The sequence below is a fragment of the Shewanella yunxiaonensis genome (assembly GCF_018223345.1).
In the GTDB taxonomy this organism is placed as follows: domain Bacteria; phylum Pseudomonadota; class Gammaproteobacteria; order Enterobacterales; family Shewanellaceae; genus Shewanella; species Shewanella yunxiaonensis.
Map to the genome: position 1 here is coordinate 2,687,921 of NZ_CP073587.1, position 12,560 is coordinate 2,700,480.

The following is a 12,560-nucleotide window of genomic DNA, read 5'->3' on the forward strand; positions in this document are numbered from 1 at the left end:
TTACAACGTTACAAATATGTAACCATCTCTGGTATTTTGTCAGTTTTCCCCCGAGCGCTGAAAAGGAGCTTCATACATGCGTTCTTTACTTTTATCGTTTTGCTTTCTGCTATTAATAATATCTTCTGCAACTCATGGGCAGGAGTTGTATGAAAAATATGCATCATTGCCTATTATGGAAAACCTCAGCCTTTCTCCAGATGGCAATAAACTCGCTGCAATATATAACACACCCAATGGGCCTCAAGTGGTATTAATGGATTTTCCATCCGTGGAATTTACCCCACTAGTTCAACTAAAAAAGGCTAGAGACCGCATCGAATATGTTGTCTGGTCAGGTAATCGCTATCTGATAGTCGCGCTAAGTTATCCAGAATACAGCACTGGCGATTACTTTCGTATCAACCGTTTATATCGTATTGATTTAGAAACCAAAGAAACCAGAGAACTTACGGATAAGCGTTTCTCCCAAAAAAGTTACTATAAGTACGTCAACTTTAATCTTGTCTCAGCTTTAAAGAATGACCCAGAACATATTCTGATATCTGCATATGATGAGTTGGATAAAGGCATAAGTGTCTATAAAGTTAATCTGGCGGACAGTGATTTTGATAAAATCATTGTTAACAATTATGAAATTGATAGCTGGTATGCCGATAATCACGGTGTGGTGCGGCTTGGGCTGCAATGGGAAAAAGATAAATCCACTGACGAACATAAATTCACTACTTGGTATCGAAATGCAGATGGTGAACCAATGAAAGCACTGCATACGGTAATTATTGGAAAATCAGAAACGTTTGATGTCATGGGCTTGAATGATGATGGTAGTAAGGCCTATGTATTAAGTGATCGCATCAACAATAGGGAGTCTTTGTGGTTGTATGATATTCCCAATAATAAATTTGAACGGGAAGTATATAGCAATCCCCAATATGATTTACGTGGAGCACTAATTAACAATGAAGGCGAATTAGCCGGTGTATTTTATTATGATGACTACTTACGCCAACATTATTTTTCTGATGCAGATGCTAAACAAACAATGCTCGCCAAAAAGCTGTTAGCGGGGATGGAAAGTTCAATAGTCACTAGCTCTCGCGATAAACAGCGTTTCATTATTGAGGCAGAGTCCACCTCAAAGCTACCTACCTACTTTTATGTGGATTTACGTACTAAAAAGGCCGGGGCCTGGCTATCTAAATACCCACTGTTAAACCATGAAGCTCTTGCGGTGCCACAAAACATCAAATTTAAGGCCAGTGATGGCATGGAGCTAAACGGCTATCTGACAATACCTGCTAATATTGAAAAGCCACCTTTAGTTGTGTTTCCCCATGGAGGACCACATTCCCGGGACTATAAATATTTTGATCCATTTGTGCAGTTTTTTGCGGCTAAAGGATATGCCGTGTTGCAAGTAAACTTTCGTGGTTCAGAAGGGTTTGGTAATGCTTATCAAACTGCCGGATATTATGAATGGGGCAAACGGATGCAGCGGGTTGTAGACGATGCCATGGACTACGTGGTATCAAACTTTCCAGTATCGAAAAACCAAGCCTGTATGGTAGGTGCGAGCTATGGGGGCTATGTCGCCTTAACTGAAGCATTTCAACAACCAGATCGTTATAAATGCTACGTCAGTATCGCAGGTATTAGTGATTTAGAAGCCGATATCGCCCATGAGAAAAAAATGAAGGTTTATGTAGGTAATATCATCAAAGAGGAAAGCCGAGATGCCTTAGCGGCACTTGGAGATGTATCAGCGATAAATCATATAGATGAAATTAAAGCGCCTATTCTATTAATTCATGGCACCAAGGATACTCAGGTTAACTACCACCAATCCTCTGATTTTTATGATAAGGCTCGTCGTAAAATTGATATTAAATATATTGAGCTTAAAGATACCACCCATTATTTAGACGACCCCACTGGTAGAACGGCGACATTTAAAGCGCTGGATGAGTTTCTCAGTAAATATCTCTGATAATTCATGAAACAAGGCCTGACATCGTCAGGCCTTTTAGTTTGCAATTAACGTCGTCTCCAGGCAAGCAACCCCAATACAATTACTCCCGCAGCAGACATACTCCCGGCATTAACGGTCACCAATGCCCCGCCATTATTATTGTAATTATCCCGGTCACGACTTTGCAGCGGCAACGCATAGAGACTATTCAGATCATAGCTGCTTACAGTAGCGACTATATCACTGTACCCCACTTCATAGAGGTCAATCAGCACATCATAGTGATCTGTCGGATAGCCAGTTTCCAATGAAGTTGTGACTTGATAGCTGTCGTATGAACTATCTCCCTGCAGATAAAATACGTCCGTGGTATAAAAATGCATCCAGTCACCGCCATTTCTACTGAGATATAACTCTGCATATACAGGGACGCTTTCAGTAACATCCGCACCATAGACATCCGCATCAATATCTAAAGAAAAACTATGGTAAAAGCCATCATAGTTATCATCAGCTAAAAGATAGGTCGCAACATCATAAAAGCTAAATTCGTGGTAATAATTATGAGCACTGAACGAGGATATTTTTTGGGCTGATTTACTGCCGCTGTTATTATCAGCGACTTTAGCCGCAATAATCTGCTCGCGGGTCTGTACTAAAATGTTGGTCTCGGTTGCCTGTTGTAACTGACTGACAGCCTCTTCGCGTAATTGCGCTTCATCAGCTGACTCAACCGCTTTGTAATCAACGGATTTGGTGGTCGCCGCATAACTGCTTCCAGCCCATATCAGCAATAACGCCATGGAGGTAATTACATTCACTTTAGTCATTAGGTTGGCCTCTTATGACACAATTGTTGGGTATCATTAAAACGATTGCTTGATGAACACAACATGAATGACAACAGTCAGCCAGTGTTCATCTTCAACACGGATAATAAAACGCAAGTTCGCTGTACAAATTTTAGCAACAGCATAAGTTTGCACACTGCACAGGATCTTTTAAACTGGTCATATTGATTCAGACGGGACCATAATATGAGTTTGAGTAAACGCAACAATCCAAAAGAGATCAAGCTATTAGGCAGCCTGATATTGCTGCTTGGATTGTCGTTATCCAGTCCAGTTCTGCACGCCAAACAGCCCAATAACAACCGCCAGGGAAAACCACAAAATCAGCTTGTGGTTCGTAGTAATAATCAGGCGGCACAAATAGTGAAAAGTCGTTATGGCGGAAAAGTATTAAAAGTCGAGTCAACCAGGATGAACGGAGATCCCGGGTATCGAGTGAAATTACTGACCGAAAACGGCCGTATCATTTATGTTTCGGTCAATGCCGCCAGCGGCCGCATCGATAAATGACAGGGAGGAGTTTATGCGCTTGCTATTAGTGGAAGACGATGTGTCGCTGCAAGCCAACCTTAAACAGCATCTGGAAGAGGCTAATTTTGGTGTCGATTGCGCCACCGATGGTGAGGAAGGTTTATTTCTTGCCAGCGAATATCCCTATGATGCGGCTATCATCGATGTTGGTTTACCCAAGCTCAATGGTATCCAACTGATTGAAGCGATGCGACAACAGCAACGGGATTATCCAGTTCTCATCCTTACCGCTAGAGACACTTGGCAAGATAAAGTCGAAGGACTCGATGCCGGTGCCGATGATTACCTTACCAAGCCCTTTCACCCACAAGAATTGTTAGCACGAGTAAAAGCGCTCATTCGCCGAGCTGCGGGGAAAGCCAGTCCTGTATTAGAAAATGGCCCGCTCACAATCAATACCAGCGCCGCTGAAGTACGTTTGAGCAATCAACTGATTAACCTGAGTGCTTCGGAATATCGGCTATTGGAATACCTGATGTTACATCAAGGCGCGGTGCAGTCTAAAACGGTATTGATTGAACATCTTTATGACCAGGATTTTGATTTGGATTCAAACGTCATAGAGGTTTTCATTCGCCGTTTGCGTCGTAAGCTCGATCCGGATAATGCACTGGGTTTGATAGAAACGTTGCGGGGTCAAGGATATCGAATGAATAGCGTCGGCGATAAGGTCAAGGAATGACTGACACCAAGTCCGAACATCAACATTGGCAATGGCTGACAGGCTCCCTTAAAGCAAGACTAATCGCCAGCGCTGTGTTGTTAAATCTGGTGTTGTTGCCGCTCATTGGCGTCACGCTGGCCGATGCCTTTCGTGTGCAGATGACCGATGCTGTAAAAGATGAACTCAGTGCGACACTCTACGGCATTCTGGCACTTACCGAAGTACAGCAGGGAAAGCTTGAATTGCCACAGCTGCTGCAAGACAGTCAGTTTAATGTGGATCAATCCGGACTCTACGCCATCATTACCGACAATGATCAGGATGATGTTCTGTGGCACTCGCAATCTTTTATTGGCTTTTCCTTGCCGGATAATCTTCTTACCCCGCCATTAGGTGAAAGCCAGTTTGGTGAAATCATGTTAAATGGCAAGCCTCATTTTATTTTGAGTTTCAGTGCGAGTTTTGCATCTGCCTCTCCCGGTGGGAGCGATCTTCCATTCTGCGTGCACATATTGAAATCCACCGTCAGTTTTGAAGCGACACAGCAAGAGTTCCGGCATCAACTTTGGCGCTGGCTGGCATTACTGATGCTGGCATTACTGTTGATCCAAGGCGGCTGGTTATGGTGGACCCTAAAACCACTTGCGCGCTTTCGCAGCGAACTGCTGGCGGTGCAACAGGGAAAACAGCAACGTCTTGGCAGCCATTACCCACTTGAGTTGGAGCAAGTAGCTAAACAACTCAACACATTGATCAGTAACGAGTTAAATCAACGTCAACGTTATCGCAATGCCTTATCTGATTTGGCCCATAGTCTGAAGACACCGCTGGCAGTCCTCAGTAGTATCAAATCCTTGCCTGCGGAAGCACAGGAGCCAATCAATAATATCAATACCAATATCAGCCACCAGCTCAAACGCGCACAGGCGGCGGGCAATTCCGCCTGGTATCGGAGTGTGAATGTAGTGCCTTTAGCGGAAAAATTATTGCGAACACTCAAAAAAATTCATCAGCAGAAGTCCTTGCAGGTAAACCTTCACATAGACAACGAGGCACTCTTTTTTGGTGACGAGGCTGATTTTAGTGAGATCCTCGGGAATCTGCTCGATAATGCCTTTAAAGCAGCAAAAAATCAGCTAACGGTATCGATAGTTAGTGATAAGCAATGTTTAAGGCTGCAGGTAGAGGATGATGGTTCAGGAGTCGATGCCCAACAACGTGAGCGGATCTTTCAACGTGGCGTTCGCGCCGATACTTATAAACAAGGCCATGGTATCGGATTGGCGATAGTAAAAGATTTACTGCACAGTTATCAGGGTAGCTGGCAGATAGACACCTCACCCACCCTTGGTGGAGCACGGTTTAGCGTCACCCTCCCACATTATCGACAGGCAGAGGTATAACCTAAATTGGCTTTCAGCTTATGTTCATCTTGTGTTTTATAAGCTGTAACACAACAACGGAAAAGTATGGCGGACTCGCCATTCCGGGCTTGAAAGCGGAGGCAGATATGAACACTCTCAGCCAATATGCAAAACGCATCATAACGCGTTTAGCATTGCCACTCATGTTGGCAATCACCGTCGTTGGCTACAGCAATAGCGCGATGAGTGCCGAGGAAGTTAACAGCAAATACTATAGTGATGCGCAGTTAGCTCAAATGTTGGCACCTATCGCCTTGTATCCAGACACCCTATTAACCCATGTGCTCATTGCCAGCAGCTATCCACTTGAAGTGGTTGAAGCCCAACGCTGGCGCACACAACATAGCGACTGGAGTAATAATCGCCTGACAACTGAAGGGGCAAAGCAGGGGTGGGATCCCAGCGTTGTTGCGTTGTTGGCATTTCCCAATATTCTGAACAAAATGAGTCAGGATCTGAATTGGACCTCTGATTTAGGTGAAGCATTCGTCGCCGATGAAGGTCGGGTGATGGATAGCATCCAGGATTTGCGTCAGGCCGCCTATGATGCCGACAATCTGAAAAACGTAGCGCAAATCCAGGCATCACGGGAAAACGACCGCATTATTATCGTTCCGGCCGATCCTCAAATCATTTGGGTGCCCTATTACGATCCTCGGATTATCTATGGTACTTGGCGCTGGAGCGCTTACCCTCCCTTTTACTGGGATCCATTTCCGGGTTATGTCATCGCTCCACATACCCTGTTCTACTGGTATAACGGGGGTATTCGGATCTCGTTCAACTTTTTCTTCAGCACCTTCCGCTGGCATGAGCGCAGTGTATGGGTAGATTATGGTCATAATCACTACCGGTATGTGCCGCACCGTACTTCCATTAGCAGTGGCGGCCAGCGTTGGGTTCATCGTCCAGAACACCGTCGAGGTGTGCGTTACCAGCATGAACCCCTGCAGCAGCGATATGAGCCAGCCTATCGGCGTGATCGCGACAATAACCGTTTTGAGCAGGTTCAGCACTCTTTGCAAAATCGCCCGCAGCACTCAACGGATAAAGGAGTGAAACGCACGCAAGACTACCAGCACAATGGCAATAAAGTTACCGGGCAGACAGGTGCACCGCATAAAGCTGAAAGTCCTAAAGCGGAACACAAGCCATTAAATACTAACAAAGAAAGACCGGCGATTCGGACGCAACAAAACCGCGATCGCAATAACTTGGCAGTGGAGCAGCGCAATAACAATCGCATTGCTAAGCCACAACAGCCATCTACCGTTAACTTTGTCGGTAACAATGCCAACCGCCAGCACAATCAGGCGCAACCACAACGGCAAATAGCGCCGACCAAATCGGTAACGCCAACAAGGGCGCAACAACCAAGGGCTGAAATCAAATCGCAGACCCAGCAGCGAAGTCAACCGGTTAATCGGCTAGAACACCAGGCACAGCCGTCTCGATCTTTTCAGAATTCATCGAGAACACACAGCAATAACGGTGTTCACCAAAAGGAACGTTAATAACACAGAGGCAGTGAATACTGCCTCTTTTGTTAATGCGGCGGTCAGACGGCAATGTTGGTATAGCACTGCACCTTAGTCAGTGAGGTCACTTCCTCAAGATACTTAACCATACGCGGGCTAAAGGTTATCCCTTTCACCATGGTTAAATTGCGTAGTCCGGGAAACAGAATAATGTCGTCATAACTCAGCTGATTGTCTCTGGCCGACGGCAAGATAACATCGTCAAGCATCGACCAGCACTGATACAAGCCTTGTAAGTAGGTCTGAGTATTAGCAAACGCGTCTTCGAAACTCATACCAATTAACGCGGTTTTATTTTGAGTAAACCAGTCGATAGCTTCTGCACTAGAAAACTCCGGTAATCCTAACCGCACATTTCGTGGGAACAGCAATCGGCTGGTGCTATAGGATGATTCCTTAAGATAATTTTGAATCACTTCCTGTTGTGTTGCTGGCAGTAAAACAGGGGCACCCTCAAGCTTATCGAGGAAAGCTACAATATCAAGACTCTCAGCCATATAACTACCATCAGGCTTTTGCAGAATTGGCACCAGATTGGCTCCCACTTTACCCAACCGTGCCTGCACATCCTGGTTTTGCAAATAAACCCATTCAACATCCAGCTGCTTAAGTCCAGTCACCATCATGGCTCTGACACAATACGGACAGTGGTCAAAAATAAATAGCTTCATTGGATACTCCATAATGTCCAATTTGGCACAAAAAAATCAGCTTAACTAAGTGTGTGGTCAAGCTCACGAGGTCGGCATTATTACCAGCGCGCAAAAAAGTCTTCCGCGATACCTAGTTGTTGTTTGATTGGCTGTTGTTGCCCAGAACCATCACGAACCCAGCCATCAAACACCCCCATATAATGACGACGTAATACGCGAGTACGTAACCCTTTTTGGCGATGCTGAACATGGTTAGTAGGCGTAAACCATAGGTCCAGTTCTTCCCGTTCAGACCAGATCCGCCAGCGACCTTCTCTAGCCGGGCGATGATCCACATTAAAGTGAACGGGGGTCAGTAGATGACGTGCGCCGTCCTGCCACAACACATTCTGACAGGACCCGGTGTCATTAATGCCACAGGCAAGATTTAATGCTATCGGAACCCCATTAGGTTCACCATTAATGCACGCCCAACGCCAGCGGTTTTGTCCAGACGCATAGCCCGCCCAAAAACCGTAGCCCCCCATAGCCCGTGACAACGGCTGAGGTTCGTGATTAATAGACAGTGCGCCTTTGAGTTTCAAACCGCTGTGTTGCTGCGCATAACCCCAGCCGTTATACCCATTGGGGCAACACAAAGTCATTGGCAGACTCAGCGCTCTAGGTTCCAGAGACAGTTGTGCAGAAATCTCTACTCCCTGCACTGACAACGCCAACGTCAAATGCCAGAGGCCATTTTCTCGTTTAATCTTGATGCCCTTGGCACTGCTAGTTCCCTGCCAGGGAGAGTGGGCCAACTTTTCAGATAATGATAAAGGCCATTGCCATTGCTTGTGGTACAGCTTGCCGAACACTAAATCGTATAAATAACAAAAGCCGCTGTTAGCAAAGCCCGAAGCCATCAAGCCTAGTCCCAACATGTAGCGACGACTATGAATCGACACAAACTCCTGTTGCCGGAATTGCATACGTTGTTGCAAGCCAGACAAGGGACGATCCATTTCGTCCGTCAGGCGAAAATTTCTTAACCCCAACGAGTGCACCATACCGTCGAAATGCCCATATACCGGCATACCACCCACGACGAGCGTCGGCGGTGATTCACGAGTAAAAACCCCGCTCGCAGGGTTTTTAACCGGGGAAGATTCTTCAGTCCACATCAGTACCACCTCTGTTACTGACTATACGCCCCTGCCACTCTAACGCGGGACCGCCAGCATGAAAAGAGCACAATCAATCCAGCAGTTCATCCGTGCTTCAGCAATGTCTGAAATCTGTTATGCTGTTCGCCTGTGTCTTAATGGATGACCCGTTAAAATGAAAATTATTGTCACTTTTCTGGCTGTCAGCACGTTGCTGATGGGTTGTGCCAGTCACTCTCCTGACAAAATTGCACTGGGACCGGAACAGCCGCAAGTGCAGGTACAAACCAGCCAGCTAACACCACTAGCGCTGACAGCGAGTGATCTGCGAACCGTAAATTACGTCGTGCGTTATGTCGATACCAAGCCGCAACGGTTGGTGGGGACTTTTCAAGATATGCGTAGCGTAACTGAACAACTCTTCCGCAAAGGCTTTGCCAGTGCCGGTTATCAGATAGACCCCGCCAGCGGCACTACATTAGATATGCGTCTAGAGCAGTTGCAGACAGATGTTGAGAACTCCATGTTGGGGTTTGAGGCCATCACCAATTTGGCTATTAGTGTGCAGGCCAGCAATAGCAGCCACACGTTTAGTAAACGCTATTCCGCTACCAGCCGATTAAAAGGCCCCTTCAGTGCGGATTTTGCAACGTTGGAACTGGATATTAATAAGCTTTTGACCCAATTATCCGGGGAAATTATTAACGATCCCGAGCTGAATCAGTTTCTGAAACAAGCGAAGTAACATTAAAAAGGAAACCACCATGACCCGTTGGATTATTGTTTTGCCGTTGTTGCTGTGCAGTCAGTTAGCACTGGCGCTCGACATTCAAAAGGACAATCTGTTTCCTCGAGTGGAGTTGGACACCACAATGGGCAAAATTGTGGTAGATCTTGACCGTAGCCGGGCCCCTATCACGGTGGATAATTTTCTGACTTATGTGGTAAGAGGCGATTATAACAACACTGTATTCCACCGAATTATCAAAGACTTTGTTGTTCAAGGTGGAGGTTATGATCCACAGCTCAAGACATTGCGGGAAGATAAGCCAATTGTTAATGAGTCGGGTAATGGCCTATCCAACACGTTAGGTACTATCGGCATGGCTCGGGAGAAAGATCCACATACGGCTACCCGGCAGTTTTACTTCAATGTGGCGGACAATACTAAGCTCGACCCTTCCTCGAAACACTGGGGATATGCAGTTTTTGGTGAAGTCAGTGAAGGGCTTGAGGTGCTGCAAAAAATGGCACAGGTGCCTACCGGACCCAATACTGCATTGCAATGGGAAGATGTGCCGTTAACGCCCATTATTCTGAAAAAGGCGACATTGCTCCCAGCAAATTGATCTGGGGCTACACTGCTCGGAGCAGTGACTATACTAAGAACAAAAATAATCTTCAGGAGAAGGATTGATGACAACGGATGACTTCATCCGGTTAAAGGCACCACAATTGGCCAATTATGGAAAAGCCTTTTATCAACAACAACTTCCACTATCAGAACTCCGACTATATCTGTGGGATACCCTCGAAGAATGGTTTACGCTTCGTCTACAAGGCGAAGCGCAATCTGATATTGAAAAAGTCTTTTGGTTTCTGCTCTATAGTTTCGATAAATGGCCTGAATGGGCGTTACGAGGCAATCAGTATTTGCGTAAACAACTGCAGCAATGTTGTGATTTTCTTGATGGCGAAGGCCTATATCCACAAGGATGCCAAGGTGTTCGTCCTGCGGCCTGAGCCAACAAGTGCTTCGCATTTTTCTATACAAGCGGCGTAATTAAGCCGCTTGTTGCTTGCAGTCACTTCGCCAGACTTTTAAGCTAGGGACTTTCCTCTCCAGCTGTCGTGTCATGTCTAAAAGCCATCTATCTACGTTAAAAAATACCTTTGGCATCTATCTGCATCGGCGGGTATTGGTATTGCTATTACTTGGCTTTTCATCCGGACTGCCACTAATGTTAGTGTTTTCCACGCTGTCATTCTGGTTACGAGAAGCAGGAGTTGATCGCGCAGAAATTGGCTATTTCAGCTGGATTGCTCTGATGTATGCGTTTAAATGGGCTTGGTCGCCGTTAGTTGATCGCATGCCGCTCCCCTTTCTCAGTCACTATTTCGGGCGCCGCCGTGGTTGGATGATCTTTTCGCAGTCACTCTTGATAATGGCCATTCTTGGCATGGCCGCCAGCGATCCTCGTAGCGACCTTACGCACTTAGCACTATTTGCAGCACTGGTGGCATTTTCCTCCGCCACTCAGGATATTGTCATCGATGCCTTTCGCATTGAATCGGCCCCGGAAGGTATGCAAGCCGCGCTAGCCGCGGCATATCAGGTCGGTTATCGCAGTGCCATGATTATTGCGACCGCTGGCGCACTGACCATTGCCGCCTGGATCTCACCTAATCCTGAAGGTTATGATCTTAATAGCTGGCAAACGGCCTACTTAGCGATGGCAGGGTTGATGTTAATCGGGCTCATCACCAGCTTCTTTGCCAGTGAACCTTGCGTAGATGTACGCGATGCCTGTGGTGAAGAAATTCGGATGAAGCAACACCTACGTCAACAACATTCACGCCCGGTTGCCGGGCTACTTGCCTGGCTCTATGCCGCAGTGGCCTTGCCATTCATTGATTTTTTCCGTCGCTATGGCACGCATGCCATTGTCATATTGCTACTGATTTCCTGTTATCGCATCTCAGACATAGTGATGGGCATTATGGCTAACGTGTTCTATGTCGATATGGGATTTTCCAAAGAGGAGATTGCCACCCTCAGCAAGGTCTACGGGCTGATTATGACGCTGATAGGCTCCGGTGTTGGCGGCTTATTGGTCGCCCGCTATGGCACCATGAAAATCCTCTACATTGGCGCGTTTCTGGTCGCTACGACTAACCTGCTGTTCGCCCTCCAAGCCTATGTTGGCTATAACGTGCCGCTGTTGACGGTGGCCATCTCTGCCGACAACTTCAGTGGTGGTATTGCGACAGCGGCATTTATCGCTTATTTATCAGGGCTAACGGGGGCCGGTTACAGCGCGACACAATATGCGCTGCTTTCGTCGATCATGCTGTTATTTCCCAAATTCATCGCCGGATTCTCCGGTGAATGGGTTAACGCCTTTGGCTATGTAAATTTCTTTGTCAGTGCCAGCATTATTGGCTTACCAGTATTGCTGCTCATCAAACTTGTGGATCGCAAACCACCAGCGCTAGCGGAGACAGTTACAGCAGACGACAAAGCCTCTGAACAGCCATAAAGATTAATCACGAAAGTTGTTGAACTGGAACGGCTGTCCTAGCTCCGCATTTCGGGCTAGCGCCATTACCGCTTGTAAATCATCACGCTTCTTGCCCGTTACCCGCACGGAATCGCCCTGAATTTGGGCTTGGACCTTTAGCTTGCTGTCCTTGATGAGCTTCACCAGCTTTTTGGCCGTTTCAGTCTCAACGCCCTGCTTAAAGCGTACTTTCAACGCAAAGGTTTTTCCGGTGTGGATAATTTTTTCATCGACCTCCATCGCCTTCGGATCCACATTGCGTTTACTTAGCTGAGTCCGCAGGATATCGACCATTTGCTTACACTGAAAATCAGATTCTGATGAGAGCGTTATGACAAAATCCTTCAGATCCACATCGTATTCCACGCCACGGAAATCAAAGCGTGAATCCAGCTCACGGCGGCTATTATCGGTTGCATTACGCAGTTCAACGGCATTTACTTCAGAAACAATATCAAATGAAGGCATAATTTTTCTTTACCATGGCTTAATTCTGTATGTGAG

Annotated in this window: 13 protein-coding genes; 9 read left to right on the top strand and 4 right to left on the bottom strand. The window is 46.4% G+C overall.

Going from position 1 to position 12,560, the window contains the following annotated elements; genetic code table 11:
* Positions 1-76 precede the first annotated feature (76 nt).
* Positions 77-1,990 carry a S9 family peptidase gene (locus KDN34_RS12305; RefSeq protein WP_228730332.1) on the top strand — a complete coding sequence of 638 codons (1,914 nt, stop codon included), beginning with the start codon at positions 77-79 and terminating at the stop codon, positions 1,988-1,990.
* 47 nt (positions 1,991-2,037) lie between these two features.
* On the opposite strand, the gene KDN34_RS12310 is transcribed toward KDN34_RS12305, so the two are convergent.
* On the bottom strand, positions 2,038-2,802 hold the full coding sequence (locus KDN34_RS12310; protein ID WP_212594055.1) for a choice-of-anchor H family protein: 765 nt from the start codon (positions 2,800-2,802) through the stop codon (positions 2,038-2,040).
* Between the two features lie 207 nt (positions 2,803-3,009).
* On the opposite strand from KDN34_RS12310, the gene KDN34_RS12315 reads away from it, so the two are divergent.
* The 4 genes from KDN34_RS12315 to KDN34_RS12330 all read left to right on the top strand — a co-directional run bounded on the left by KDN34_RS12315 (position 3,010) and on the right by KDN34_RS12330 (position 6,956).
* Complete coding sequence (locus tag KDN34_RS12315) at positions 3,010-3,333, top strand: PepSY domain-containing protein (protein WP_212594056.1); 324 nt, start codon at positions 3,010-3,012, stop codon at positions 3,331-3,333.
* A gap of 13 nt (positions 3,334-3,346) precedes the next feature.
* Positions 3,347-4,036 (top strand): response regulator transcription factor, encoded by a 690-nt coding sequence (locus tag KDN34_RS12320; RefSeq protein WP_212594057.1) that lies wholly within the window; start codon positions 3,347-3,349, stop codon positions 4,034-4,036.
* Entirely contained in the window at positions 4,033-5,421 is a 1,389-nt protein-coding gene (locus KDN34_RS12325; protein ID WP_212594058.1) for an ATP-binding protein, read from the top strand. Before KDN34_RS12320 ends, KDN34_RS12325 begins: the two co-directional genes overlap by 4 nt.
* A 107-nt stretch (positions 5,422-5,528) precedes the next feature.
* Complete coding sequence (locus KDN34_RS12330; RefSeq protein ID WP_212594059.1) at positions 5,529-6,956, top strand: DUF3300 domain-containing protein; 1,428 nt, start codon at positions 5,529-5,531, stop codon at positions 6,954-6,956.
* Positions 6,957-7,000: 44 nt separating this feature from the next.
* Here KDN34_RS12330 and grxB read toward each other — a convergent pair whose 3' ends face one another.
* Together grxB and KDN34_RS12340 are read right to left on the bottom strand one after the other, a co-directional pair.
* Entirely contained in the window at positions 7,001-7,651 is a 651-nt protein-coding gene (grxB, locus tag KDN34_RS12335; RefSeq protein WP_228730333.1) for a glutaredoxin 2, read from the bottom strand.
* Between the two features lie 80 nt (positions 7,652-7,731).
* The gene (locus tag KDN34_RS12340; protein WP_212594061.1) at positions 7,732-8,793 is read right to left on the bottom strand and encodes a DUF2804 family protein; all 1,062 of its coding nucleotides are present in this window, start codon (positions 8,791-8,793) and stop codon (positions 7,732-7,734) included.
* 157 nt (positions 8,794-8,950) lie between these two features.
* Here KDN34_RS12340 and KDN34_RS12345 point away from each other — a divergent pair, with 157 nt between their 5' ends.
* The 4 genes from KDN34_RS12345 to KDN34_RS12360 all read left to right on the top strand — a co-directional run bounded on the left by KDN34_RS12345 (position 8,951) and on the right by KDN34_RS12360 (position 12,035).
* Entirely contained in the window at positions 8,951-9,520 is a 570-nt protein-coding gene (locus KDN34_RS12345; RefSeq protein ID WP_212594062.1) for a YajG family lipoprotein, read from the top strand.
* Between the two features lie 19 nt (positions 9,521-9,539).
* On the top strand, positions 9,540-10,124 hold the full coding sequence (locus KDN34_RS12350) for a peptidylprolyl isomerase (protein WP_212594063.1): 585 nt from the start codon (positions 9,540-9,542) through the stop codon (positions 10,122-10,124).
* Between the two features lie 67 nt (positions 10,125-10,191).
* Positions 10,192-10,518: a hypothetical protein gene (locus KDN34_RS12355; RefSeq protein WP_212594064.1), complete on the top strand. Its 327-nt coding sequence runs from the start codon at positions 10,192-10,194 to the stop codon at positions 10,516-10,518.
* Between the two features lie 113 nt (positions 10,519-10,631).
* On the top strand, positions 10,632-12,035 hold the full coding sequence (locus KDN34_RS12360; RefSeq protein WP_212594065.1) for an AmpG family muropeptide MFS transporter: 1,404 nt from the start codon (positions 10,632-10,634) through the stop codon (positions 12,033-12,035).
* Between the two features lie 3 nt (positions 12,036-12,038).
* On the opposite strand, the gene KDN34_RS12365 is transcribed toward KDN34_RS12360, so the two are convergent.
* Positions 12,039-12,524: a YajQ family cyclic di-GMP-binding protein gene (locus KDN34_RS12365; RefSeq protein WP_212594066.1), complete on the bottom strand. Its 486-nt coding sequence runs from the start codon at positions 12,522-12,524 to the stop codon at positions 12,039-12,041.
* Positions 12,525-12,560 lie beyond the last annotated feature (36 nt).

What these genes read in the sequence shown, in the direction of transcription:
- KDN34_RS12340 (WP_212594061.1), bottom strand. Translation starts at nt 8,793, where the DNA reads ATGTGGACTGAAGAATCTTCCCCGGTTAAAAACCCTGCGAGCGGGGTT.
- grxB (WP_228730333.1), bottom strand. Translation starts at nt 7,651, where the DNA reads ATGAAGCTATTTATTTTTGACCACTGTCCGTATTGTGTCAGAGCCATG.
- KDN34_RS12320 (WP_212594057.1), top strand. Translation starts at nt 3,347, where the DNA reads ATGCGCTTGCTATTAGTGGAAGACGATGTGTCGCTGCAAGCCAACCTT.
- KDN34_RS12325 (WP_212594058.1), top strand. Translation starts at nt 4,033, where the DNA reads ATGACTGACACCAAGTCCGAACATCAACATTGGCAATGGCTGACAGGC.
- KDN34_RS12360 (WP_212594065.1), top strand. Translation starts at nt 10,632, where the DNA reads ATGTCTAAAAGCCATCTATCTACGTTAAAAAATACCTTTGGCATCTAT.
- KDN34_RS12315 (WP_212594056.1), top strand. Translation starts at nt 3,010, where the DNA reads ATGAGTTTGAGTAAACGCAACAATCCAAAAGAGATCAAGCTATTAGGC.
- KDN34_RS12365 (WP_212594066.1), bottom strand. Translation starts at nt 12,524, where the DNA reads ATGCCTTCATTTGATATTGTTTCTGAAGTAAATGCCGTTGAACTGCGT.
- KDN34_RS12330 (WP_212594059.1), top strand. Translation starts at nt 5,529, where the DNA reads ATGAACACTCTCAGCCAATATGCAAAACGCATCATAACGCGTTTAGCA.
- KDN34_RS12310 (WP_212594055.1), bottom strand. Translation starts at nt 2,802, where the DNA reads ATGACTAAAGTGAATGTAATTACCTCCATGGCGTTATTGCTGATATGG.
- KDN34_RS12305 (WP_228730332.1), top strand. Translation starts at nt 77, where the DNA reads ATGCGTTCTTTACTTTTATCGTTTTGCTTTCTGCTATTAATAATATCT.
- KDN34_RS12350 (WP_212594063.1), top strand. Translation starts at nt 9,540, where the DNA reads ATGACCCGTTGGATTATTGTTTTGCCGTTGTTGCTGTGCAGTCAGTTA.
- KDN34_RS12355 (WP_212594064.1), top strand. Translation starts at nt 10,192, where the DNA reads ATGACAACGGATGACTTCATCCGGTTAAAGGCACCACAATTGGCCAAT.
- KDN34_RS12345 (WP_212594062.1), top strand. Translation starts at nt 8,951, where the DNA reads ATGAAAATTATTGTCACTTTTCTGGCTGTCAGCACGTTGCTGATGGGT.